Below are 24,097 nucleotides of genomic sequence, written 5' to 3' on the forward strand. Positions count from 1 at the left end.
GGTGAATATCCATACTATATATATAAAGAAAGTATTATAGCAGTGTTGTCATTGAAGTGAATAAATCAATAAAAGCTCCACGATTAGCAGTGTGATTATATTAATCAATGTCAAAACGATATTTAGTAAATAGTTAAATTATATTAAACATAATTTAACTTATTTATAGGAAATATAATGACAATTATTAATGGTTTGAGTGGTTTGGTAATAATACCCTAAATAATTCGAGTTGCGGGAAGCCCGCCAACGCACATGCAACTTGAGGGTATGACGGGGATATTTACGCTGTGAAAGTTAATCGTTATACGATTGATCGATTAGTGGCAAAAGGGATTTAATTTATCTGAATAATAAAGGGACACCTCATCATGATCAAAACAGAAGATTACCCGTTAAGTCGAGTTCCACAGGATAAAAGAGTGTCACTTTTCAGTGTTGCTATCGTTTATATGGGTGCGCTGACTTCGCTGGATCAATTCATGCTTGGTGCAGTACTGGGTAATTCTATGGAGTTAGCTGATGCTTTTATCGCGCTTTTCATCGCCAGCATAATATTTTGTTTGGTGACCTATGGCCTTGGCATGGCAGGTATGCGTGAGGGGATCTCTGGCAGTCTTTTGGCCCGTTGGTGTGGTTTTGGGCGCTTGGGATCGGCACTGGTCGGGATCGTCGTCGCAGTCAGTCTGCTCGGTTGGTTTGGTATACAGAATGCTATTTTCGCCAAATCCCTGGATTTCGCTTTGGGCCATAAACTGGGCTTTAATTGGGCTGCAATTTTATCCGGTAGTCTGTTGACGATATTGGTAGCCTTTGGTTTTAAGGCGTTACGCATAGCGGCTCGAATTGCTGTACCGACGTTCATTTTACTGGTGATTTATATCACCTTTAAAATTCTAACTGAGCATAATATTTCTGATATCAATCAGTTGACAGCAGCAGGCGACACTCTGTCTATCAGTGCGGGTATCACCATCGTGATGGGAGGAGCCATCATGGCGAGCTTAGTGACGCCTGACCTGACGCGTTATTCCAAAAATGGTAAGCATGTGCTGGGTGTGATATTTATTGGCATCATAGTGGGGAAGTGTGCGGTCAACGGCTTGGCCCTCCTGATTGCTAAGGCTCTGGGTACGGCAGATGTTGTTAGCATTATGTCTCAAACCGTGGGGGTCACGGGCCTGCTGGTGGTCGTGTTTTCTACGTTGAAAGTCAATGATCTCAACCTGTACTGCTCATCACTGGGTATTGTCAATGCAGTCGAAGGGCTAACCGGTAAGAAACTGAAATATCTCTCAACTACGCTAGTGATTGGAGCGCTGGGAACCACGCTTTCCGTGTTAGGTATTTTGGATCGATTCATTGATTTCCTGAGCCTGCTAGGAGTGGTGCTTCCACCGATTATTGGCATCATGCTGGTGGATTATTATGTGCTGCGCTCCCATCGCAAAATTCTGGATAAAAGTCGAGATGAAGGGAAATTACCTGATGAAAAACAAACGCCTGTCATTGGCTGGGTTGCGATTATCGCCAGCATAGTTGGCAGTGTTGTTGGGCTAGTGATCGAGTGGGGAATCCCAACTATCAACTCATTAGTTGCTGCCAGCTTTATCTACTGGGTGTTCAAAGTGGTCGTCAGTCGTAATCAAAAGCCGCTTGAATCGGAAGAAACGGTTTAATGTTGTAGTGAATAATATAAATTCTCCCCCGATGTGCGGGGGAAATTTATTGATAATCAATCGACTGTTTTGCTCAAGATTTAATAATCCCGCTTTCTCCTTTTTAGTGCCGCAATAATATCTGCCGGATGCCAGTCTTGTTTATCCATAATATTTATCTCTCCATGTGATGTGTTCGGGGGGGCACCCCATAGCCATTCCCTCCCACACCTGGCATAGTTAGCTCATTCAATAAGGCGGTTCACTCATTCTGGATGGCGATGTATGGCGGCGGCAAATCACTGGACCCGGGATCAACTGTTAGTGGCATTTACGCTGTATAGCCAAATTCCTTTTGGCAAATTACATTCCAAGAATCCCGATATTATTCATTACGCTGCATTAATTGGCCGAACACCCTCGGCATTGGCGATGAAATTAGTTAATTTCGCCAGTTTGGACCCCTTTATTATCGACTCGGGCCGAAAAGGGCTGAGTGGTGCATCTAATGCAGATCGTGCCTTATGGCTGGAACTGAATGAAAATGCTGAAGTTTTTGAGCAGCAATGTCAGCAGGCCATAGGCCAGTTAGAAAAACCGGTGACCAAACTCTTTGATAGCGGCATTAAAGATTTCAGTGGCAAAGAAAGAACCGCCATTATTAAAGCGCGGGTTGGCCAGCAGCTATTTCGTAAAAACGTATTGCAAGTTTATGAGAGCCGCTGCTGTATTACGCAGTTAGAAGAACCGGCATTATTAGTCGCCAGCCATATTCGCCCCTGGAGCCAGGGTGCAGAGCATCGGCTTAATCCCAGTAATGGCCTCTGCCTGTCGAGCTTGCATGACCGGGCTTTTGATCAGGGATTAATAACCTTTAATGAACATCTGGAAATGGTGTTATCTCCTCAGATCAAAAAACTCAAAAGCAGTATCAGTGAAGAGAATTTCGCTAAATATGAAGGGCGAAAACTGCGGTTACCGATTCAGTTCTTCCCCGATGAAGGGCAAATGGCCTATCACCGCCAGAATATTTTCTTAAGCGGTAGATAAATACCCAGTAAAAATATTCATCCTGAACCGGTGAAAAAATAAAAACATATTTATCTCCGATTAGCTGGCTATCTCAGTATAAAAAAAGCGCAGCCGCAAGCTGCGCTCGGTTATTCCTCATCCCGTTATTTCAACAAGAATGACTGACCCTGTTTCAGCACTAAATCGCAGGCCTTAGTTTTAATTTTTTCGGTGATTTGCTCACTACCCAGGTCATTCAAATTCAGTTGCTTTCCTTCACCGGTTTTCAGCAATCCACCGAGGCCTTCCTGATAGTCTTGGCTCTTGGCATTCTCAGTGCTGGTGATGCCCAATTTACTCATCAATTGGTCTTTAATCGCTGTAGTGCCATTGGCCGACAATACATTATTTTGCACACAATATTGCAAAATACCGGCAGCATTGGTCATGGTGCTGGCGCTGAGGGCTTTATCGCCGCCATTGAGTAAACCGGTCAGTGATGACAGTGAAGATGAGCTGTCGCCTGATTTACTGTACTGATCTGCGGCACTTTTTACTGAGTCTAATAAGCTGTTGGCGTTAGCAGAACTGGCTAACAGAGTGCCGGAGAAAGCCAAAGTGAGCATGAGGCGATGAGTCATATTCATAGAAACTCCTGTTTACGGTGGGTATTACAGCACCGAGTGAGCAATACCGTCATTATTATCTTCGGCACTAAGAATAACGCAAAGCAAACATTTTATTGATAGGTGTTATCTGATAACGCGGATATTGCTGGTATTGATCTTCAACTTATTAGCTCGCCGATAATAAACCTCTACTAAGCGCAAATTGAGTATTTTATTGAGCAGAATGTTTTTATTGAGCAAGAAGTAAGAAACAAGAAATAGAAGAAAGGGCAGCGCGAGGGAGCCGCTGCCCGGATGGATTAAGGCATCAGGCAATTAAAGACAGTTTTCTTGCGCGGGCCGGTCATCAACCCCTCTAGCTCTTCGACACATTTTAGATAATGGGCCGTTTTCTTATGAGCGGCGACCGCGTGTTCATCAACATAAGCTTCATAGATATAAAAGCGTGTTGGGATAGATGCATCCTGCAAGACATCAAAACGCAGGTTGCCCGGCTCTTGGATCGAACCCAAGTGATTAGCGCGGAAAACCGCAATAAACTGCTCAACTTTGCCATCTTTAACATTAATTTCGACGAGGGTGACATGCATACCTTTCTCCTTGTCATCATGGGCCAGTTAACGGCCAGCTGACTCAACCTTTTTCATGTAAAAACAGCTTATAGGCCGTTTCTGCATTTTCATTTTTATGCACCACGGCATGAACCGCTTTCAGCATGGCAATCGGGGCGTCTGATTGGAAGATATTGCGGCCCATATCCACCCCAGATGCGCCCTGATCAATCGCCTGATAGCACATTTCCAGCGCATCCCGTTCCGGGAGTTTTTTACCACCCGCTATCACGATAGGCACCGGGCAACCGGCAGCAATGCGCTCAAAGCCACTGTCGACATAATAAGTTTTAATCACCTGAGCGCCCATTTCTGCGGCGATACGGGTCGCCAGAGAGAAATAACGCTGGTCGCGCGCCATATCTTTACCCACCCCCGTCACTGCCATGGTCGGCATTCCGTAGCGAATGCCCTGGTCGACTAACTGGATGATATTTTTGATAGATTGATGCTCGTGCTCAGTGCCAATGTAAACCTGTGCTGCCACGGCGCAGGAGTTGAGCCGTAGGGCATCTTCCATTGCCACCGCCACCGCTTCATTGGATAAATCCGTCAGAATTGAGTTTGCGCCAGAGGCGCGCAGTACAATCGGGCGATTGGCCGCGGCGGGCACGATGCTGCGCAAAATGCCACGAGTACACATTAAGACATCGGCATATTCAAACAGCGGGGCGATGTTAATATCAATCCGCTCCAGACCGGTGGTCGGCCCCTGAAAATAGCCGTGGTCAAATGCCAGCATCACTGTGCGGTTAGTTTTCGGATTAAAAATCCGCGCCAGACGAGATTGCATCCCCCAATCCAGCGAACCGCAGCCTTTAAGTGTAAATGCAGGATTTTGCTGGGGTACGCCAATACCGAAATCCTTACCGTCTTTGATATCGTCTAAATCAGCCATCTGTCATTACTCCCTTAGGTCTGTTTAGACCCGCCGGTAGGGGCGGGCCGCCGAGATTAGAAATCGTATTTGTCGATGTTCTCTTTGGTGAAAATGACCCGCTGTGGCAGTAACACAATGCCGTTGCCTTTAGCTTCATGGTCATAGCCCTGAACACTGTTGGGCACCACCTCGACCACACCAATGTTCGGGATATCAATTTTATCGCCGACATTCAGGTCGCCTTTTTTCAGCATCTCATTGGCGACATACACTGAGATTTTGCCTTGGTTAACCACGTCCCATAGGCCGAATTCTTTGACCGTGCCGCGTTGAACATAAGGGCGCATCACATTCGGGGTGCTGAAGCCGACAATCGCCACATTGTCGCGTTTGAGGTTTTCTGCTGCTTGCGCCGCAGCGGGCAGGGCGTTGGCATCTGGGGCAATAATCGCATCCAAATCGCTATAGGCTTTCAAAATACCCTCAGCGGTTTGCAGTGATTTGGTGGCGTCGTTATAGCCAAACTGGGTGGTGACAATTTCCCAGCCGGGGTGTTCTTGCTGGATTTTCTTTTTCGCCTCATTCACCCATTGGTTTTGGTCGGTGACTGTCGGGCTGGAATAGAAAAATGCGACTTTGGCTTGGTCTTTTTTCACCTGATTGGCCGCCATATCAACCAGCATTGATCCCAGTTGATTGGGCGTTCCCTGGTTGATATACAGCGAGCGACATTCGGGTTTGGTGTCAGAGTCCCAGGTCAGGATTTTGACCCCCCGCTGCATAGCGCGTTTTAATGCCGGACACAGGCCATCGGGTGAAACCGCAGAGACCACAATGGCGTTATAGCCCTGATTAACAAAGTTATTAATTAACTGAACCTGACCGGAGACACTCGGTTCGGTCGGGCCATCATAGGTGACATCCACCCCCAGCTCTTTCCCGGCATCGACGGCACCTTTACCGCCGCTGGTAAAGAAGCCCACCCCGACTAATTTCGGGATAAATGCGATGCGTTCCGCGGCTTGCGCGGCATTTATAGCGCTAAAAGTGATACCGGCAAATCCGAGGGCACAAATCAGCGCCAGCTTTTTTAATCTTGGTGTTTTCATGGCTATCTCCGATATGGGATCGAGGTGTTGGCAATTTAAATAAAAACAACAGGTTAATTAACCGTATTTCTGCGACGTTGCAGCCATTCATAAATCAAATGCCGGTGCAGGCTAATGGAGCGCCCGACCACCACCAGAATCAGCAATGCGCCAGACAGCGCACTGGATATCTGGTTGGGCGTGCCAATCATTTGCAGGCCTTGTTGCAAGTAACCCACCAGTAATACCGCCAGTGCCGTGCCGAGGATGGAGCCGGAGCCGCCATAGATATTGGCCCCGCCCAACACCACGGCGGTGATAGCAGGCATCAGGAATGATGCCCCTAAATCAGATCGTGCCGAGCCGAAGTAAGAAACCAACAGGACTGCGGCAATGGCGGAGGCCACGCCAGTCAAGGCATACAAGATGCACAAGGTACGTGCGACGGGCAGGGCGCTGTATCGTGCCACCCGGCTGTTTTGCCCGATAAGAAAAACGTTACGGCCACTGTGGGTGCGGTGCATCAGCAACCAGAACAGCAACACGCAGACCATAAAGATGACCAGCGGCACCGGCAGGCCGAATAAAGTTTGATTGGCGAAATCGGTAAAGGCGGTTGGGAAGCCGCCAATGCCTTCATAACCGGTCGCGCCGGAAATACCGGATAACAACAAGGCGCTGCCACCGAACAGATACATAGTGCCGAGGGTGATGACCAGCGGGTTGACGCCGGTATACAGAATCAGCCCGGCATTAATCAAACCGCAGAATGCGCCCACCACCAGCGTCAATGGGATAGCGAGGCTCATCGGGACGCCCGCTTGAAACATCACCCCGAGGAATATTGAGCACAAGCCAATAGTGGAGCCAAATGAGATATCAATGCCGCCACTGACAATCACCATGGTGAGCGGCAGGGCGACGATGCCGATGCAGATAAAATCACTGGTACTGAACAGCAGCACATTGATGTCCCACATGCGCGAATTGGATAAACCAAACAGCCCAATTTCCAACACTAACAAGGCGGCCAGTGTCAGCTCCCATCCATAACGCCGGTAAATATTCATCGTGCCGCCTCCTTCTTAGTAAATGATTTACTACTCGGTGCTTTGTTATTGTTCGGTTTCATTTTCTTATCCGGAGCAACCGGGCGGGCGGTAAAGCGGGCATATTTCTGTTGGCGAATATTGCGCTCGACGGCGCAACGCAGGCGGCCATCGAATACCAGCACCGCCAACAGCACCAAGCCAGCGATAAAGTCATTCCACCACGCCGGTAGGCGCAGCAGCACCAGCACGCTGTCGATTTGTGTCAGTAAATAAGCCCCAAGAATGGCACCAAGAATGGTGCCGGTGCCGCCGAGCAAGCTGATACCGCCGAGAACACAGGCGGCAATGGCTTTCATTTCCAAGCCACTGCCGGTTTGATTGGGGATAAAACCAATTTGTGAGGCGAATACAATCCCCGCTAGCGCCGCCATCACGCCATTCATTGAGAAAGCAAAAATACGAATGCTATCAGTGCGGATCCCCAATTGGCGTGCGCCCTGCAAGTTATCGCCGGTCGCATAGAAGCTGCGGCCAAAGGCGGTTTTGCCCAGCAGTAAGGCCATTGACACAATCAACAACATAATCAGCCAGCCAATGGGCGAGATGGAAAACAGAATTGGCGTTGATAGGCTTTTGAGGTCAGCGGGTAGCCCCTCAATCCATTTACCGCCGGTCAGCAACAGCATCAGGCCGCGATACAACCCCAATGTGCCCAGTGTGGCGACAATCGCCGGGATGCGCAGCCAAGTCACCAGGATGCCATTAAACAAACCTGCCACCATGCCGACCAGCAAAGCAAGCAAGCAAGATACCGCCAGCCCGAAACCGGCATTGAGCGCCATGCCGACTGTCACCGCACACAAGCCGGTGATTGAGCCGACGGAGACATCAATATTGCGGGTCAGCATCACCATAGTCGCGCCGATCGCCAGCAGGATCAGGATCTGTGCGCTACTGAAGATCATGGTGAAAGTTTGCAAATTGAAGTAATTACGATCAATCACACCGAGCAGGGCAAATAAGGCGAGGATCGCCAGCAGGGCGGTGCCTTCGCGATTGTTTTGAATGAATTTCAACATGATACGCCCTCATTTTCAGCAGACTGATGGGCATCGGTCTGATGTTCACCAAAAGCGGCCTGTTCACCAAAAGATAAGTGCATAATGGTGTCGACATTCATTGCACTGCCCTCCAGCGCGCCACTGATTTCCCCCTGGTGCATGACCAACACGCGATCCGCCATTTGCACCACTTCTTCCAGATCCGATGAGATAAAAATGATCGCCACATGCTGCGAGGCAATGCTGCGGATCAATTGATAAATATCACTGCGGGCCGACACATCCACACCACGGGTCGGTTCATCAATAATCAGTAGCAGCGGGTTGGCTTCCAGACATTTAGCAATCAGCAGCTTTTGTTGGTTACCACCGGATAGCGTCCGAACCGGCTGTTCGAGGTGACTAAATTTGATGTTTAGCGCGCGGCGATAGCGCTCCAAAATAGCGGCTTCCTGCGCCGGATGAGTCCATATCCCTTGGTTGCCCTGAGTGAGCGAACAGACATTCCAGCTCAGCGGGGCATCCAGATAGAGGCCGGAGGCCTGCCGGTCTTCTGGCAGATAAACCAGGCCGGTTGCCAGCCGATTGACGGTTTTCATGGCGGTGATGTCTAGCTCTTCCAACATAACGCGGCCACTGCTGGCGTGCCGTAAGCCATAGAGCGTTTCGGCCAGCTCGGTTCTGCCCGCGCCGACTACCCCCGCCAGCCCGAGAATTTCACCGGCGCGCACCTCAAAAGAAATATGGGCAAAGCCCTCGCCGCTCAAGTCGCTCACTTGTATCACCGGCTGATTGGATTGCGCCCGTGCTTGCGAGCGGCGGTTACCGGGCAGCTCGAGCCATAACTTCTGGGTATCGGTTAATTCACTGTTTTTAGCTTGCGGAGTCATCGCCTGAATAATGGCCTCGGTGGAGAAATCAGCGGTCGCGCCACTCAGGGCCATCCCGCCATCGCGCATCACACTGACCCAATCTGCTAATTGGCGAATTTCCGGCAGTTTGTGGGAGATAAACACCACCCCGACCCCTTGCTGCAATAACATTTTGATTTGGCTAAATAAACGGTGAGTTTCCGCGGGTGTTAGCGAGGCGGTGGGTTCATCAAGAATCAAAATATGCGAGTCGCGCATCAGGCCGCGCATGATCTCGACTAACTGCTGGTCAGCCACATCCAGCGAACCGGCACTGACCGACAAATCTAAATGGCAGCCCAAACTGTGCAGCAACTGCGCCATTTTCTTTTTATCAGCCTGATGTTTCGGCAAGCGGAACAGAATGTTTTCCTGAACCGACAAATTAGCGAACAGCATGGGTTCCTGTGGCACCAGATAAATACCGAGCTGGTGGGCCTTGGCTGGAGTGAGGTTGGAACAAAGTTGCCCATCTATTTCAATAGTGCCGCTGTCGGGAGGCAGCACACCGGCGATGATCTTCATCAGTGTCGATTTCCCCGCGCCATTTCCGCCGAGCAGGGCATGAACCTGACCCGGTAGCAGAGTAAAATCGATACTTTTCAATACCACGACGCCGGAAAACTGCTTGCTGATACCACGAACCTGGAGCAGGGGGGACGGATTAATCTGTGGCATCAGTAGCTCCCGCGATGTGAACAAAAATAAATTAAAATTAAAAGTGTTCAAAAAAGATAGCCGCATAATCCCATTTATGGCGTAATCAAGATCACAAAATCGTGAATAAAAAAATTTAAATTAAAATATGTTCAAATGTGTCATTTAAGCTGTTAGCGTAGTTACCAATTCAGACCGTGGATTTCTGATCGATGATGAATTAATGAAGAATGGAAAAGCGGCAATAGGGATCGCGGCTAATGATGAAAGAAAAACTTATGTCGTCCAACGATGAATACAAATATCCGGGTAATAGCATGAGTGAAGAGGAACTGCTCGCTCGCATTGCGTGGTTTTATTATCACGATGGCTTAACACAAGGGGATATTGGCGAACTGCTGGGGCTGACCCGATTGAAGGTCTCCAGATTGCTGGAGAAAGGCCGTCAGTCTGGGGTTATTCGGGTACAGATCAATTCGCGCTATGAGGGTTGTCTGGAACTGGAAAACGCGCTGCAACAGCATTTTGACCTCAAGCATATCCGCATTTTGCCGTCACTGGCTGACCTCAGTATTAGCAGCCGGTTGGGGATTGGTGCGGCACATTTATTGATGGCATTGATACAACCGCAGCAGCTATTAGCGGTCGGTTTTGGCGAAACCACCATGTGCGCCTTGCAGCATTTGAGCGGCTTTATTGCCTCTCAGCAGGTGCGTTTAGTCACTCTTTCCGGTGGGGTGGGGTCTTATATGACGGGGATTGGGCAGCTTGATGCGGCCTGTCAGGTCAGTATTATCCCTGCGCCGTTGCGGGCTTCCAGCGCTAAAGTCGCTGAAACATTCCGCCAGGAAAATAGCGTGCGCGATGTGATGCTGGCGGCGTGTGCAGCGGATGTCGCCGTGGTGGGGATTGGCTCGGTCAATCAACAAAAAGAAGCCACTATTTTGCGCTCTGGCTATATCAGCGAAGGTGAACAGCTGATGTTTAGCCGCAAAGGTGCCGTGGGCGATATCCTCGGTTACTTTATGCAGGCCGATGGCGCGCTGGCCGCAGATATGCAGATTCACCAGGAATTAATCGGTATTTCGCTGACAGACTTGACCAACATCCCGACAGTGATTGGGGTCGCGGGTGGCGTTGAAAAGTCAGAGGCGATTGTTGCAGCGCTGAAAGGCCAGTATATGAACGCGTTAGTGACGGACGAATTGACGGCAAGAGCTATTATCAAACTGATTTAATTGGCTATTTTACTTACCGGTTTGAGGTTGAGCAGTGCTCAATCTGACCGCGACAATCACGCCAATAGTTTTTATTTTTTCGAGAAAAAGCAGTAGAGGACAGATTTATTCATAAATTTAGATAAAACAGAGGATAGCGTAATGAGTCAATTCTCTACGACCACATCGGGTGATTATCTGATGGCTTTGGATGCAGGCACCGGCAGTGTTCGGGCTGTGATATTTGACCTTAATGGTCATCAGATAGCCGCCGGACAGGCTGAATGGCTACACCTGCCAGTACCCGATGTCCCAGGGTCAATGGAGTTTGACTTAACCACCAACTGGAAGTTGACCTGCCAGTGCATCCGTCAGGCGCTGCATCAGGCCAACCTACCCGCCAGTGCTATCCGTGCGGTAGCGGCATGCTCAATGCGCGAGGGCATCGTGCTCTATGATCGCAGCGGCAAACCTATCTGGGCCTGTGCCAATGTGGATGCGCGTGCTAGCCGCGAAGTCAGCGAATTAAAAGAGTTACACAACAATGGATTTGAACTCGAAGTCTATCAATGTTCTGGTCAAACACTGGCCTTGAGTGCCATGCCACGGTTACTGTGGCTGGCGCATTACCGCCCAGATATTTATCGTCAGGCCGGGACATTGACTATGATAAGTGACTGGCTGGCAAATATGCTCAGCGGCGAGCTGGCGGTTGACCCCTCCAATGCGGGCACCACCGGAATGCTGGATTTAGTCACTCGCAACTGGCAACCGAATTTGTTGGAAATGGCCGGATTACGCGCCGATATCTTATCGCCGGTCAAAGAGACGGGCACTTTACTCGGGCATGTCACCGCGCAAGCGGCAGAAGAGAGTGGTTTGCAGGTCGGGACGCCAGTCATCATGGGCGGTGGCGATGTCCAACTCGGCTGCTTGGGACTTGGCGTGGTAAAACCGGGCCAAACCGCGGTGTTGGGCGGCACTTTCTGGCAGCAAGTCGTTAACTTGCCCAAGCCGATTACTGACCCCAATATGAATACGCGCATTAACCCGCATGTCATTCCTGGCATGGTGCAAGCGGAATCCATCAGCTTCTTTACTGGCCTGACTATGCGCTGGTTCCGTGATGCATTTTGCGCCGAAGAGAAATTACTCGCCCAACGGCTGGGGATTGATACTTACAGTTTGCTGGAAGATATGGCGGCGCGGGTGCCCGCTGGCGCTTACGGGGTGATGCCGATTTTCTCTGATGTCATGCGCTTTAAATCTTGGTATCACGCCGCCCCTTCCTTTATTAACCTGTCGCTCGACCCTGAAAAATGTAACAAAGCGACTTTATTCCGTGCGCTGGAAGAGAACGCCGCGATTGTCTCGGCTTGTAATTTGGCCCAAATTGCAGAGTTCTCCGGCGTCAAAGCTTCTTCGGTGGTATTTGCCGGTGGCGGTTCAAAAGGCAAACTGTGGAGCCAGATCCTGGCCGATGTGACCGGCATTCCAGTCCGTGTACCGGTAGTTAAAGAGGCCACGGCATTAGGTTGCGCCATTGCGGCGGGGGTGGGGGTCGGGCTATATGAAGCGCTCGATAAAACTGGCGAGCGTCTAGTGCGCTGGGAGCGGGAATATCAGCCCAATCCTGAACATAAAGCACTTTATCAGGCGGCTAAAATCAACTGGCAAGCGGTGTATACCGACCAACTGACATTAGTAGACAGTGGGCTGACGACCTCCCTGTGGAAAGCCCCTGGCCTCTAAAATTGGCTATCTTACTGGCCAGCTTGAGCTTCGGGGCAGTGCTCGCCTCCGTCACGTACTGCGTGTACGCTCCGTTGGCTGTGCGCTGTCCGCACTCAATCTGCCTGCGCCGATGACGCCAATTGGTTATATTGTTTGATAAGGGCAAACAGCCCAAATGTGAAACGGCGGGGAAACGTGCCGTTGGGGTCGTAGCGACGTGAGTCGCCGGAGCGCCCCTAGGTACGGTCAACTCGCCGCTCTCGGTGTATTGTATAATCAAATAAAAAATTGCCATGCAGTAAACGGCTGGTATAGCATTACAGCCCCTCTTTCGTTGCCGATGATGGCGCATCCTATGATGAATACATCAAATAAGACAGAATCACCTGCCGGGCAACTTTCTGCTCCTGCTCCTGCCGATAATTTATCGGTCATACTGCGGGAGAAAGAGAATGTTAAGCGCATTTTAGTGATTAAATTACGCCATTTCGGCGATGTTCTCCTGACAACTCCTTTGCTGAATACGTTGAAAGCCAACTATCCACAGGCGAAAATCGACGTGTTGCTGTATGGCGGAACGCAAGAAATGTTGCGAGAGAACAAAACAGTTAATCATGCATTTATTGTCGATCGCGGCCTCAAACATGCGGGCTTAAAGGCGCAAATTAGCGGTGAAAAAGCGCTGTTTAATGCATTGAAAGCACACCATTATGATCTGATCCTCAATTTATCTGATCAATGGCGGGCCGCAGCCTATTGTCGTTTATTAAAACCGGGCTTTAGTATTGGTTTTCATTATCCGAAACGCGATACCTGGTTATGGCGCTACTGTCATTCCACATTAGTCGATATTCCCAATGCAGCCGAACGGCACACTGTTCTCAATAATTTGGATATTCTCGCGCCGTTACATCTCACGGATATCAGCACTGACGTCACGATGGCTTATGGCCCGCATGACATTGAGCGGGTAAAACAACTGTGTCAGCAACATAACATTGCTGATTACATCTTGATTCAACCCTCTGCGCGCTGGAAGTTCAAAACCTGGGCCAGTGAGTCATTCAGCCAATTGATAAACCATCTCACCGAACAAGGTGAAACTGTGTTGCTAACTGGCGGTAAAGACAAAGCTGAACTGGATTATATCGCCGACATCATTGCAGGCTGCACACAGCCTGAAAAAGTGATTAATTTATCCGGCCTCTTGGCACTGCCAGAACTTGCTGTCTTGATAGATAACGCTAAGCTATTTATTGGTGTAGATTCTGTGGCAATGCATATGGCGGCTGCATTACAAACCTCGGCAGTGGTGTTATTTGGCCCCAGCAACCTTAACCAATGGCACCCATGGCAAGCCCCACATACCCTTTTATGGGCCGGACATTACCGCACTTTGCCGCATCCTAATGAGATAGATACCGACACCACCGATCGTTATTTGAACGCGATCCCGGTGAACGATGTCATAGATGCCGTTGATGATTGGCGGACTCAAAGCCAGTGATGAGCCAATAGACGACTTGTTTTTAATAACAGACTGTTTTTAATAACGGCCTGTTTTTAATAACATATTTGTATCAGCCAATTTTTGGCTTCCAACCAGCTTAAGCTGAGAGAATTATGATAACCCCAACGACTTCTGCGCCGGGCATGTCCCCGGCTCACCTGCGCAGTGAAATACTGAGCGGTTTTGCTGCATTGCTGTTAGGTATTGCCCTGCCGACGTCGAATCCACTGATTAATATATCGCTGGTTTTAATCCTTATCAGCCTGATTATTAACCGTAAGTCACTGCAATTAAAGCCTTTACTGACGAACCCATTAGTCTATTTGCCCGCCGCCATGTTTGCGCTATTGGCACTGTCACTGCTGTTTCATCACAATAGCTATGGCCCAGAAATGGTGAGTAAGGATAAGAAATTTCTTTATATCTTGCCGCTGGCTCTGTTCTTTATTAACCAGCCACAGCGGGTAAAACTATTTTGTATTGGTTTCCTGGCCGCTAACACCGTGGTGTTGGCAGGTTCATTGGCTGTTGGGGTGTTACACATACCAATCGGACATATCGACCCCGCCAATCCAACTCTCTTTAAACTGCAAATTACCCAGAACTTCTTCTTGGCCTTGTCGGCGATACTGTGGCTGATGTTGGCCTTCAAAAATCAGGGCTGGAAACGCTGGGGCTATGGTCTGCTTGTGGCAGCCGCCTGCTACAGTGTTCTGTTTGTGGTCTTGGGCCGCACAGGATATGTCGCACTGGTTATCGGGCTAGGTGTGTGGCTGTTCTTTTCGCTGGGTCGCTGGCAACGCTGGCTATTCGTCGTGCTGGGGGCCATTGCATTTGTTGCCGTGCTGCTGATTCCCAATAAAGCCACGCAGCGGATAACTCAGGGCATTGATGAGATTAAAGTCTGCATGGCCGCGCCTGCGGCTAATGCCACTGGCGCTTGTCGCACGTCGATGGGGCAACGCTCAGCTTTTGCTATTGAGGCCGTCAGGTTAATTAAAGACGCCCCTATTCTGGGTCACGGTGCTGGTGGCTTCTATTATGAAGATCCAACAATAAATTACAAAATCAACAATCCACATAACCAATATCTGTTGGAAACCATCCAGTCCGGTGTGGTGGGTTTAATTATTTTTCTTGCTTGGATTGTTTGCTGTTACCGTGTTATTTGGCAACAGACACCGGTTCTGCGTAATGTCTTGTTGGCCGTACTGACCAGTTATATGGCGTGTAACTTCTTTAATTCATTCCTGTTGGATTCTTCGGAAGGCCATCTATTTATGATTTTTGTCGCCATCCTGGCGGGGTATTCTGTAGCAAGCACTCAGCAAGGTTCGGATAAGCGACTGACCGAGTGATAAGCATATTCAATATTACAGGCTAACTCGCGGCTCCCTATGGGGGCCTTTTTTTTTCTACTACCGTTATCATGGATTGGGTCATGATAGAGCTTCTAAAGCTTCAGATATATCTTTAATGAGACCACCAAAATGTATATCGGAATGGTAAATTATTTAATGGAATGTGAGTTTGAAAACTAAATTAACCAGTTTTATTTACGTTATTTTTTATAGTGTGAGAATAATGAGCCTTAAATGGGGATAATTCCTACATGATTTTCATCAGTATAGTCTTTCCCCTCGTCAGACATTTCAACATGAAACATCAATCTCTCTAATCTTGCTATTAAGAAAAATCGGTTTTTATTTATTTAAATTAACTCGTTACGGCAGTGTTTTATTCTGTCTACGTTGTTTTATTGAAATTAAAACACTAACTTTTTATCTTTTCCTAGTGTTAGATTTCTATGGTTTCTGTTAGGGAGAATGTAAAAATTAAAAACTAACGTTTTAATCACAATTTTAAGGGCAAACCTAAATGAATCTTAAATGAAATGTAATTAATTTATTATTCCATTACGACTTTTATTGATTTTTTAGGACGGAGTTGCTATGCGGCATAGTGATAAAAAAGTTATATGACTTTGTTTTATAAAAACCAAAATACAAGTTAGAAGCTCGGGAATGAGAAAATAGAGAGAATTTCCCTAAGAAATGGACTATTTTCTCATACCGAGCCATTAATTTAATCTGTTGAATTTAAAAGGTTTTTTAATTAAGTTTTTAAGAGTCAATCATTAAGCTTAGACTATGAAATTAGTAAGTGCAACATAGCATGAATTCTATTTGTGCTTGCATAATTGAAAGAGTGGCAATGCCGGAATAATCCCAAATGGATCCTATAAAGAAAACAGATTTCTATGCTAATGGAATAGCTTTTATTCAGTGAATTAAACTGGAGAGTTTTTCTCTGAATATATGAAATGATGATTTAGATCACTATTAGAAAATTCTGAGGTATGTGATAATTTCTGCAACAATTTACAAATTGTAATGTTTGGTCTACTTTTCGGACATTATGCAATAGTTTTAAATGAAGCTATGATAAATATGTATTTATATCAGTAAGTGGGTTCAGGTGAATCTGTTTTTAGGGTAAGCCGAATCTACATTTAACTTAATTTATCCAACGTCATTGAGAACATCATGGCCAATTCATCTACGAATAAATTATCTCTACCGGCCCTAACGTCTTTAGTGGTTGGTTCAATGATCGGTGCCGGCATATTTTCATTACCAGCAACTTTCGGGCGGGCAACTGGTGGGTTTGGTGCGCTTATCGCCTGGTGTATCGCTGGTGGTGGTATGTTAATGCTGGCGTTTGTTTTTCAAACATTAGCGCAGCGCAAACCTAATCTGGATTCCGGTGTATTCATTTACGCAAAAGAGGGCTTCGGGGATTATCTTGGTTTTGCAGCAGCATTAGGTTTTTGGGCCGGTACTTGTATTGGTAACGTTTCTTACTTTGTACTTATCAAATCAACCTTAGGGGCATTCTTCCCACTATTTGGTGACGGTAATACTATCCCCGCCGTATTGGTGGCCTCCGTTATTTTATGGGGATTTCATATCCTGATATTGCGAGGAGTTAAAGAAGCCGCAGCAATTAATACCATCGCGACCTTTGCAAAAATAATTCCTATCTTCATTTTCGTCATCGTGCTGATTTTTGCCTTTAAAGGTGATGTGTTTGCACTGAATTTCTGGGGTACGCCAGATGTGGTTAAGAGTGTTGATTTATCCCATCTGAATGACTACGGCTATGTCGGTCATGCTGCGGCAGTGATGCCAGCGGTGACTGAACCAGAATCGTTATTCTCACAAGTTCGTAGCACCATGTTGGTGACAGTATTTGTGTTCTTAGGTATTGAAGGCGCGAGCGTTTATTCGCGTTATGCCAAAGAACGTAGTCATGTCGGTATCGCCACTGTTCTGGGCTTTATTGGTGTGCTGTGCCTGTTGGTACTGATCACCATGTTGTCTTACGGTGTACTGCTACGTCCTGATTTGGCGGCATTACGTCAGCCATCCATGGCCGGTGTGTTGGAGGCCATCGTCGGGCGCTGGGGGGCGATTTTCATTAGTGTGGGTTTGATTATCTCGGTATTAGGTGCTTATTTATCTTGGTCACTGCTGGCAGCCGAAGTGCTGTTCTCAGCGGCTAAGAGTAAAAGCATGCCAAAAGTGTTTGCAACTGAAAACCGCAATTCTGTTCCTTCCGCGGCGGTATGGTTGACCAATATCTTTATTCAAGTGTTCTTAATTCTGACACTGTTTACTGATTATGCTTTCCAGCTCGCATTAGAATTAACCAGCTCATTAACCTTGATCCCTTATTTGTTGGTCGGGGCCTATGGGTTAAAACTGGCCTGGACCGGTGAAACTTACGAAACAAATAAACAAGGTCACAGAAAAGATCTTATTTTTGCCATCATCGCGACCTTCTACTCTGCGCTGATGATTTACGCAGGTGGCATGAAATACTTGCTGCTGTCGGCCATTATTTACGGCCCAGGCACGATTTTGTATCTGATTGCCAAACGTGAACAGCATCAAAAAGCGTTTAATACCTACGAAAGAATACTGTTTATTGTTCTTATTGTGGCTGCGGTCGCGGCGATTTATAGCATCGCCACCGGAATTATCACCATATAATTTATTGGAGCTGTTATGTCAGATAAAGCTAAGAAAACTCATGGCAAGACCAAATTCGGCGTTCATTCTGAAGTTGGCAAGTTACATAAAGTTATGGTCTGTGCGCCAGGGCGCGCCCATAACCGCCTGACACCGAGTAATTGTGATGAATTATTATTTGATGATGTTCTGTGGGTAGAGAGAGCTAAACGCGATCATTTTGATTTCATGACTAAAATGCGCGAACGCGGTGTTGATGTGGTTGAAATGCATAATCTGCTGGCTGAGACCGTAGCTATTCCGGCAGCGAAAAAGTGGATTCTGGATCAGCAAATTGTGCCAAATGAAGTGTCATTGGGCATTCTGCAAGAAACCCGCAACTATCTGGAAAGTCTGGAACCGCGCTTGTTAGCTGAAGTATTGATTGGTGGCTTGTCTACCACTGAACTCCATAAAGATGGCAAATGTGACAAAGAAGAACTGAAGTTGATCCGCGAAGCGGTTGGTATCACGGAATATCTGTTGCCGCCGTTGCCGAATACCCTTTATACCCGCGATACCACCTGCTGGATTTATGGTGGTGTGACCCTGAATCCACTGTATTGGCCAGCGCGTCATGAAGAAACTATCCTGACCACGGCTATCTATAAATTCCACCCTGATTTTGGCGACGCCAATGTGAAAGTGTGGTGGGGTGACCCAACACAGCATCACGGTAGCGCGACCTTAGAGGGGGGCGATGTGATGCCGATTGGTAACAAAACCGTGTTAATCGGTATGAGTGAGCGCACATCTCATCAGGCCATTACTCAGTTAGCTCAATCGCTATTTAAAGATAGCGCAGGGCAAGTTGAGCGCGTGATGATTGCTGCCATGCCAAAACTGCGTGCTGCTATGCACTTGGATACCGTGTTCACTTTCTGTGACCGTGATGTAGTGACCCTCTATCCGGCGATTGTTAATCAGATTCAAACTTTCTCACTGCGCCCAGATAATGGCCCCACCGGCATTAAATTAAGCCGCGATAAAGGCACTTTTGTCGAGGCGGTGGCAGGGGCATTAAACCTGAAAAAACTGCGGGTAGTTGAAACTGAGGGGAATGATTACGACACCGAGCGCCAGCAGTGGGACAGCGGTAATAACATGGTCGCACTGGAGCCGGGTGTGGTGTTGGCTTATGACCGTAATACCAAAACTAATACCCAGTTGCGTAAAGAAGGGGTAGAAGTCATTGAGATCGTCGGCAGTGAGTTAGGTCGCGGGCGCGGGGGCGGTCACTGTATGACTTGTCCAATTATCAGAGAGCCTGTGGACTACTAATCCCCTGCGGCCTTGAAGCCACAGGGTTGTTAGCTGCGCGCACTCACCCGAATCACTGACTTGAGTCAGCTCATCGGGATTCGTTTGCTGGCTGCCTACTTGTGGCTCCAATGACTTTGGGGATGCTCTGCGGCCTTGAAGCCACAGCGGAGTTTGATTAAAAAATAGCCGATAGTGAGTAGCGGAGTCATGCTATTTCGCTATTGGCTATTTCTCCATTAACTTATCTTTACTTTTCATGTAAATAATACTACCCATTTCAGCACTAATTGTGCTGATCTACTTTTAGGAATATCTACAGGGAGATTATTAATCACACGATTAAAAATGCTGGTGCGCCGTATGTCACATATGTCACAGAAAAGTAGCCCAGAAAACAGTAGTCCAGAAAATAAATCGAAAGTGTGAATAACTAATCTGCAATAATTTTGAAAACCTGACTCAACGAGATCTTATAGTGAAGATAAAAACAGTCGTCACCTTGCTTTTAACGTTTCTTCTCGCAGCTTGCGACCGAACTCCCCCAGAAGTCGTGGAAAGTGTGCGCCCGGTAAAAATATTTATCGTCGAAGACAGTGGGCAAAATGGGACTCGTTATTTCCCGGCACGGTTACAGGCGGGTGATGAAACCCAGCTCTCCTTTAAACGCAGTGGGCAGCTGCAACAGTTATTGGTTCGCGAAGGCGAGCAGGTGAAAAAAGGCCAGGTGATTGCCAAACTGAATGACACTGACCTGAGATTGAGAGTCAGGGATCGTCAATCCACCTTTAACCTGGCACGAGATCAATTTAACCGATTCAATACCTTACAAGGGCAAAGAGCAGTCTCACGCGCCGAGTTGGATGTTCGCCGCGCCGAGATGGAATCGGCACGTGCGGGATTAGAAATTGCGCAAAAAGAACTCAGTGACGCCACTATTACCGCCCCGTTTGATGGCATTATCGCCAATGTTAATGCGCGTAACCATCAGGTCATGGCCCCAGGCCAAGCAGTGGCGACATTAAGCGCCTTGGATACCTTGGATGTGGTCTTCAGTGTACCAGAGCGCCTGTTTACCACACTCGACATCAGCAACCGCAACTACAAGCCGACGGTATTGCTTAACCATATGCCGGGGCGTGAATTTATTGCTGAATATAAAGAACATACCACCTCGACAACTTCGGCTTCCCAGACTTTCCAAGTGACACTGACTATGAAGCGCCCGGCGGATATGCCACTGCTTTCTGGTATCAGTGGGCGGGTAAGAATTAACTCTGGCAATCTGTCAGGTACTGACCACCCGACGATCGTCGTGCCAGTCGAAGCCGTATTTAACCCTGATAACACCCAGTTGAATGATGCTCGGGTTTGGGTCATCAAAAATGATGAAGGCCAGTTGCACGTTGAAGAACGCAAAGTGCAAGTGGGCCAATTGACAGCGAACGGTATTCAAATCACTTCTGGATTGGCTGATGGTGAGCAGATTGTCGCCGCAGGCACCGGTGAGCTTCGCCCAAATCAAGTTGTCCGGGCTTGGGTACGTGAGCGGGGTCTCTAATGAAACTGCTTGATAACTATATCAATAATAGTACCCGTATCTGGCTAACAATTTTGTTGCTGGGTATTGGGGGTGTTATTGCCTATCTCAATATAGGCAGGTTGGAAGACCCGGCTTTTACCATCAAAACGGCGGTAGTTGTTACCCGCTATGATGGCGCGTCGGCGCAGCAGGTTGAGGAAGAAGTCACATTACCTCTGGAGAATGCCATTCAGGAACTCTCTTATGTTGATGACGTGACCTCCATTTCCAGCGCGGGCTTATCGCAAATCACCATCAATATTCGTGCGCAATATGGTGCGAATGAGTTACCGCAAATCTGGGATGAATTGCGGCGTAAGATAAATGATAACAGCGTGCGGTTACCGCCGGGGGCCAGTGCGCCGATGGTCAATGACGACTTCGGCGATGTTTATGGCTTCTTCTTCTCGCTCACCGGGGACGGCTACAGCAATCAGGATTTACGCAACTTCGCCGAGCAACTGCGGCGTGAGCTGGTACTGGTGCCGGGTGTCGGTAAAGTGGGGATCGTCGGTATCTTACCTGAAGAAGTTCAGGTCGAGATTTCTCGCGCCCAGATGACCGCGGCGGGCATTACGCCGCAGCAGTTATCCGATTTACTTGCCCGCCAGAACGTGGTGTCCGATGCCGGCCAGCTACAAGTGGGCAGCGAGTCGATTCGTTTGCATCCAACCGGTGAATTCCAAAGTGTCCAAGAACTGGGGAATTTATTAGTTAGTCAGCCCGGTAGCCCGAAAAGCGTCTATTTACGTGATATCGCGACTGTAACACAAGGTTTTGGCCATTCACCGACCAATATTTACCGCGCTAATGGTAAGCCTGCATTGGCACTGGGGATCTCATTCGCCCCGAACGTCAACGTGGTGAATGTGGGGAATGCCATTAAAGCTCGACTGGCGCAGTTGGAAGGCGAGCGCCCGTCAGGTATGCATATCAATGTGTTTTATGACCAGTCCCATGAAGTCGAAGGGGCCGTCAACGGCTTTATCCTTAACTTCCTGTTAGCGCTATTGATTGTTGTTGTCACCTTGCTGATTTTCATGGGGGTGCGCAGTGGTATTGTCATTGCCATCTCGCTGGCACTGAACGTACTCGGCACCTTGCTCATTATGTGGCTGTTTAATATTGAGCTACAGCGGGTATCGTTAGGGGCGCTGATTATCGCGCTCAGTATGCTGGTAGACAACGCCATTGTGGTGGTGGAGGGGATTGTGGTTGGCCGTCAGCGCGGCGAAAGTCTCTCTACGGCGATCGGCAATGTCGTGAAGCGCTCGATGATGCCGCTGTTAGGCGCGACTGTGATTGCCATTTTAGCCTTTGCCCCGATTGGCTTGTCCAATGATGCAACTGGTGAATATTGTAAATCGCTATTCCAAGTGTTGTTGATCTCGCTGATGTTGAGCTGGATTACTGCACTGACGCTGACGCCGGTATTTTCCAAGTGGGCATTCCAGAACCAAAAGCCAGCGAAAGTGGATGCCGATAAACCCGCTAAGCAACCTTATGATGGCTGGTTGTTCCGCTATTATCGTGTGGTATTGAATAAGTTACTGCAATACCGTGCAGTCACTTTGATCCTACTGGCGGCAATGTTAGTGGCGTCGGTGGTGGGCTTTGGCAATGTTCGTCAGAGCTTCTTCCCACCATCAAATACGCCTATCTTCTTTGTTGATATTTGGCTGCCGAATGGCACGGATATCAGTTATACCGAAGGAGTAGCCAATAAGGTCGAGCAGTATATCAAGCAGCAAAAAGGGGTGGCTGACACCATGGCGACGATAGGTCAGGGCGCGATGCGCTTTATGCTGACCTATAACGCCCAGCGTCATTATCCTAACTATGCGCAGGTGATGGTTCGGACTGAACAGCTAGACCAAATCCCAGGTTTGATTGATGAAATCGAAGCCTATATGCATGACGAATACCCGCAAGTTGATGCACAAATAAAACGCATCATGTTCGGGCCGTCAAACAACAGTTCCATTGAAGCCCGCTTTATTGGGCCGGACCCAGAGGTATTACGCAGTTTGGCCGCACAGGCGGAAAAAGCGATCATTGCTGATCCGATGGCGGATGGTGCGCGGCATGACTGGCAAGATCGTAGCAAAATGATCCGGCCACAATTCTCGGACTATCTGGGCCGCGAGTTGGGTGTGGATAAACGCGAGGTTGATGGCACCTTGCGCATGAGCTTTGGTGGCTTGCCTGTCGGGTTATACCGCGATGGCACCCGCCTGATGCCGATTGTCCTGCGCACGCCGGATTCCGAGCGCCTCAATGCCGAACGGTTAAATGACGTGATGGTTTGGAGTCAGGCGCGGCTTGCCTTTATCCCGATCGATAACGTCGTCACCAGTTTTGAAACTGAGTGGGAAGACCCGCTGATTATGCGTTTGGATCGCAAACGGACATTGACGGTGCAAACGGATCCGACCCAGCAGGGCGGCGAAACTTCAGCTGAGTTATTGCAGCGTATCAGACCGGGTGTTGAAGCTGTTCAACTGCCACGCGGCTATGAACTTGAATGGGGTGGTGACTACGAAAGTACCAAAGAAGCACAACGCGGTATTTTCATCAGTTTACCGATAGCATTCCTGATTATGTTTGTGGTGACCGTCTTGATGTTTAGCTCAGTGCGTAACGCGCTGGCTATCTGGCTGACGGTGCCATTAGCGCTGATTGGTGTGACAGTGGGCTTCTTGCTGACCGGTATTCCTTTTGGCTTTATGGCTTTATTGGGGCTGTTGAGTCTGAGTGGAATGTTGATCCGTAACGGTATTGTGCTGGTGGAGGAAATTGGCTTACAGCGGCAGGAAAAACCGCTGCGCGACGCCATTATTGATGCTTCCACCGCGCGTTTGCGTCCTATTATGCTAACTGCATTTACCACTGTATTGGGGCTGGCTCCGCTGCTTAGCGATGCTTTCTTCCAAAGTATGGCGGTGGTGATTATGTTCGGTCTGGGCTTTGCTACCGTGCTGACATTACTGGTGCTGCCAGTGATTTACAGCTGTATGAATCCAGAACCTAAAACACCTTCGCATGACGAGCCAGTCAGTGAATAACGGGTGCAGTGAATAACAAATGGATAGTGGCGTGTTACCGCGCCTGAAATAACCTTAACAGCCCCATTATTGGGGCTGTTTTTTTTTGCGCGACACCC

Annotated in this window: 17 protein-coding genes; 10 read left to right on the forward strand and 7 right to left on the reverse strand. The window is 48.3% G+C overall.

Annotated features, from left to right (window positions below; all coding sequences use genetic code 11):
* The first annotated feature begins 371 nt into the window (after positions 1-371).
* Positions 372-1,679, forward strand: coding sequence for a cytosine permease (locus tag OVO64_RS12575; protein WP_145586581.1), 1,308 nt, complete (start codon positions 372-374; stop codon positions 1,677-1,679).
* Between the two features lie 264 nt (positions 1,680-1,943).
* Entirely contained in the window at positions 1,944-2,708 is a 765-nt protein-coding gene (locus OVO64_RS12580; protein WP_145586584.1) for an HNH endonuclease, read from the forward strand.
* Positions 2,709-2,833: 125 nt separating this feature from the next.
* Here OVO64_RS12580 and OVO64_RS12585 read toward each other — a convergent pair whose 3' ends face one another.
* From OVO64_RS12585 to lsrA, 7 genes are all read right to left on the reverse strand, one after another.
* Complete coding sequence (locus tag OVO64_RS12585) at positions 2,834-3,316, reverse strand: DUF2501 domain-containing protein (RefSeq protein ID WP_038636590.1); 483 nt, start codon at positions 3,314-3,316, stop codon at positions 2,834-2,836.
* 281 nt (positions 3,317-3,597) lie between these two features.
* Positions 3,598-3,888, reverse strand: coding sequence for a (4S)-4-hydroxy-5-phosphonooxypentane-2,3-dione isomerase (lsrG, locus tag OVO64_RS12590; RefSeq protein ID WP_050094954.1), 291 nt, complete (start codon positions 3,886-3,888; stop codon positions 3,598-3,600).
* A gap of 43 nt (positions 3,889-3,931) precedes the next feature.
* Positions 3,932-4,807, reverse strand: a complete 876-nt coding sequence (gene lsrF / locus OVO64_RS12595) for a 3-hydroxy-5-phosphonooxypentane-2,4-dione thiolase (protein ID WP_004389332.1) — start codon at positions 4,805-4,807, stop codon at positions 3,932-3,934.
* A gap of 56 nt (positions 4,808-4,863) precedes the next feature.
* Positions 4,864-5,898 carry an autoinducer 2 ABC transporter substrate-binding protein LsrB gene (gene lsrB / locus OVO64_RS12600; RefSeq protein WP_038636583.1) on the reverse strand — a complete coding sequence of 345 codons (1,035 nt, stop codon included), beginning with the start codon at positions 5,896-5,898 and terminating at the stop codon, positions 4,864-4,866.
* 53 nt (positions 5,899-5,951) lie between these two features.
* Positions 5,952-6,947: an autoinducer 2 ABC transporter permease LsrD gene (lsrD, locus tag OVO64_RS12605; RefSeq protein ID WP_038636581.1), complete on the reverse strand. Its 996-nt coding sequence runs from the start codon at positions 6,945-6,947 to the stop codon at positions 5,952-5,954.
* Positions 6,944-8,008 carry an autoinducer 2 ABC transporter permease LsrC gene (lsrC, locus tag OVO64_RS12610; RefSeq protein WP_145509732.1) on the reverse strand — a complete coding sequence of 355 codons (1,065 nt, stop codon included), beginning with the start codon at positions 8,006-8,008 and terminating at the stop codon, positions 6,944-6,946. The genes lsrD and lsrC overlap by 4 nt, the downstream gene beginning before the upstream one ends.
* Positions 8,002-9,579, reverse strand: a complete 1,578-nt coding sequence (lsrA, locus tag OVO64_RS12615; RefSeq protein WP_038639853.1) for an autoinducer 2 ABC transporter ATP-binding protein LsrA — start codon at positions 9,577-9,579, stop codon at positions 8,002-8,004. The genes lsrC and lsrA overlap by 7 nt, the downstream gene beginning before the upstream one ends.
* A gap of 239 nt (positions 9,580-9,818) precedes the next feature.
* Here lsrA and lsrR point away from each other — a divergent pair, with 239 nt between their 5' ends.
* From lsrR to OVO64_RS12655, 8 genes are all read left to right on the forward strand, one after another.
* Positions 9,819-10,796: a transcriptional regulator LsrR gene (gene lsrR, locus OVO64_RS12620; RefSeq protein ID WP_038636576.1), complete on the forward strand. Its 978-nt coding sequence runs from the start codon at positions 9,819-9,821 to the stop codon at positions 10,794-10,796.
* Between the two features lie 141 nt (positions 10,797-10,937).
* Entirely contained in the window at positions 10,938-12,527 is a 1,590-nt protein-coding gene (gene lsrK, locus OVO64_RS12625; RefSeq protein WP_038636574.1) for an autoinducer-2 kinase, read from the forward strand.
* A gap of 337 nt (positions 12,528-12,864) precedes the next feature.
* Positions 12,865-14,016 (forward strand): putative lipopolysaccharide heptosyltransferase III, encoded by a 1,152-nt coding sequence (gene rfaQ, locus OVO64_RS12630; protein WP_038636571.1) that lies wholly within the window; start codon positions 12,865-12,867, stop codon positions 14,014-14,016.
* A 116-nt stretch (positions 14,017-14,132) separates the two neighbouring features.
* Positions 14,133-15,377, forward strand: a complete 1,245-nt coding sequence (waaL-ps, locus tag OVO64_RS12635; protein ID WP_267248805.1) for an O-antigen polysaccharide ligase WaaL-ps — start codon at positions 14,133-14,135, stop codon at positions 15,375-15,377.
* 1,188 nt (positions 15,378-16,565) lie between these two features.
* Positions 16,566-18,074, forward strand: a complete 1,509-nt coding sequence (locus OVO64_RS12640; RefSeq protein ID WP_267248806.1) for an amino acid permease — start codon at positions 16,566-16,568, stop codon at positions 18,072-18,074.
* A 15-nt stretch (positions 18,075-18,089) separates the two neighbouring features.
* Positions 18,090-19,373: an arginine deiminase gene (gene arcA, locus OVO64_RS12645; RefSeq protein WP_038636562.1), complete on the forward strand. Its 1,284-nt coding sequence runs from the start codon at positions 18,090-18,092 to the stop codon at positions 19,371-19,373.
* 457 nt (positions 19,374-19,830) lie between these two features.
* Complete coding sequence (locus tag OVO64_RS12650; protein WP_038636560.1) at positions 19,831-20,913, forward strand: efflux RND transporter periplasmic adaptor subunit; 1,083 nt, start codon at positions 19,831-19,833, stop codon at positions 20,911-20,913.
* The gene (locus OVO64_RS12655; protein ID WP_145586590.1) at positions 20,913-23,999 is read left to right on the forward strand and encodes an efflux RND transporter permease subunit; all 3,087 of its coding nucleotides are present in this window, start codon (positions 20,913-20,915) and stop codon (positions 23,997-23,999) included. The genes OVO64_RS12650 and OVO64_RS12655 overlap by 1 nt, the downstream gene beginning before the upstream one ends.
* The last annotated feature ends 98 nt before the right edge of the window (positions 24,000-24,097 follow it).

The organism is Yersinia sp. Marseille-Q5920 (assembly GCF_946902935.1).
Taxonomy (GTDB): Bacteria; Pseudomonadota; Gammaproteobacteria; order Enterobacterales; family Enterobacteriaceae; genus Yersinia; species Yersinia rochesterensis.

Bases quoted from the DNA above. Each gene is read 5' to 3' on its own strand.
- OVO64_RS12575 (WP_145586581.1), top strand. From the start codon at position 372: ATGATCAAAACAGAAGATTACCCGTTAAGTCGAGTTCCACAGGATAAA.
- OVO64_RS12580 (WP_145586584.1), top strand. From the start codon at position 1,944: ATGGCGGCGGCAAATCACTGGACCCGGGATCAACTGTTAGTGGCATTT.
- OVO64_RS12585 (WP_038636590.1), bottom strand. From the start codon at position 3,316: ATGAATATGACTCATCGCCTCATGCTCACTTTGGCTTTCTCCGGCACT.
- lsrG (WP_050094954.1), bottom strand. From the start codon at position 3,888: ATGCATGTCACCCTCGTCGAAATTAATGTTAAAGATGGCAAAGTTGAG.
- lsrF (WP_004389332.1), bottom strand. From the start codon at position 4,807: ATGGCTGATTTAGACGATATCAAAGACGGTAAGGATTTCGGTATTGGC.
- lsrB (WP_038636583.1), bottom strand. From the start codon at position 5,898: ATGAAAACACCAAGATTAAAAAAGCTGGCGCTGATTTGTGCCCTCGGA.
- lsrD (WP_038636581.1), bottom strand. From the start codon at position 6,947: ATGAATATTTACCGGCGTTATGGATGGGAGCTGACACTGGCCGCCTTG.
- lsrC (WP_145509732.1), bottom strand. From the start codon at position 8,008: ATGTTGAAATTCATTCAAAACAATCGCGAAGGCACCGCCCTGCTGGCG.
- lsrA (WP_038639853.1), bottom strand. From the start codon at position 9,579: ATGCCACAGATTAATCCGTCCCCCCTGCTCCAGGTTCGTGGTATCAGC.
- lsrR (WP_038636576.1), top strand. From the start codon at position 9,819: ATGATGAAAGAAAAACTTATGTCGTCCAACGATGAATACAAATATCCG.
- lsrK (WP_038636574.1), top strand. From the start codon at position 10,938: ATGAGTCAATTCTCTACGACCACATCGGGTGATTATCTGATGGCTTTG.
- rfaQ (WP_038636571.1), top strand. From the start codon at position 12,865: ATGATGAATACATCAAATAAGACAGAATCACCTGCCGGGCAACTTTCT.
- waaL-ps (WP_267248805.1), top strand. From the start codon at position 14,133: ATGATAACCCCAACGACTTCTGCGCCGGGCATGTCCCCGGCTCACCTG.
- OVO64_RS12640 (WP_267248806.1), top strand. From the start codon at position 16,566: ATGGCCAATTCATCTACGAATAAATTATCTCTACCGGCCCTAACGTCT.
- arcA (WP_038636562.1), top strand. From the start codon at position 18,090: ATGTCAGATAAAGCTAAGAAAACTCATGGCAAGACCAAATTCGGCGTT.
- OVO64_RS12655 (WP_145586590.1), top strand. From the start codon at position 20,913: ATGAAACTGCTTGATAACTATATCAATAATAGTACCCGTATCTGGCTA.